Genomic DNA, 434 nt, shown 5'->3' with positions numbered 1-434 from the left:
ATCGCTGATGCACTGACCGCCTCTGGCGTTGAAGTTGCAAAAAGCGAAGTTCGTCTGCCGAACGGCACCATCCGCAACGTAGGCGAATTCGACGTAGCCGTGCACCTGCACGCYGAAGTTGAAGCCACCGTACGCGTTGTCGTGGTAGCAGCTTAAGAAGTACTTGTCGGCTGGCACCCTTGGGTGCTTGCCGGTAACATCGGGCACGATCCTGTTTACAGGTCGTGCCCTTTGTCTTTCTGCAGTTCCTGATTTTTTACAACCCCTGCTTTTCCTAAAGAACCCAAGTGGCCATGAACGATATCTCCGCTCCTGAGCAATACGATCTGCAAACCGCCGCGCTGAAAGTGCCGCCGCATTCCATCGAGGCCGAACAGGCCGTGCGCGGTGGTCTGATGCTGGACAACAACGCCTGGGAGCGCGTGCTTGATCAG

2 protein-coding genes are annotated in these 434 nt (G+C 56.4%); both read left to right on the top strand.

From position 1 onward, the window contains the following. Positions 1-156 (top strand): 50S ribosomal L9 C-terminal domain-containing protein, encoded by a 156-nt coding sequence (locus AC1DKR_RS21220; protein ID WP_478035129.1) that lies wholly within the window; start codon positions 1-3, stop codon positions 154-156. Between the two features lie 137 nt (positions 157-293). Then, the coding region (locus AC1DKR_RS21215) for a DnaB-like helicase N-terminal domain-containing protein (RefSeq protein ID WP_478035127.1) at positions 294-434 on the top strand (141 nt) is incomplete at its 3' end.

It is taken from the genome of Stenotrophomonas sp. 01N47 (assembly GCF_056399165.1).
The sequence above is the reverse complement of the archived record's forward strand: the minus strand, read 5'-3'. Positions and strand labels throughout refer to the sequence as shown.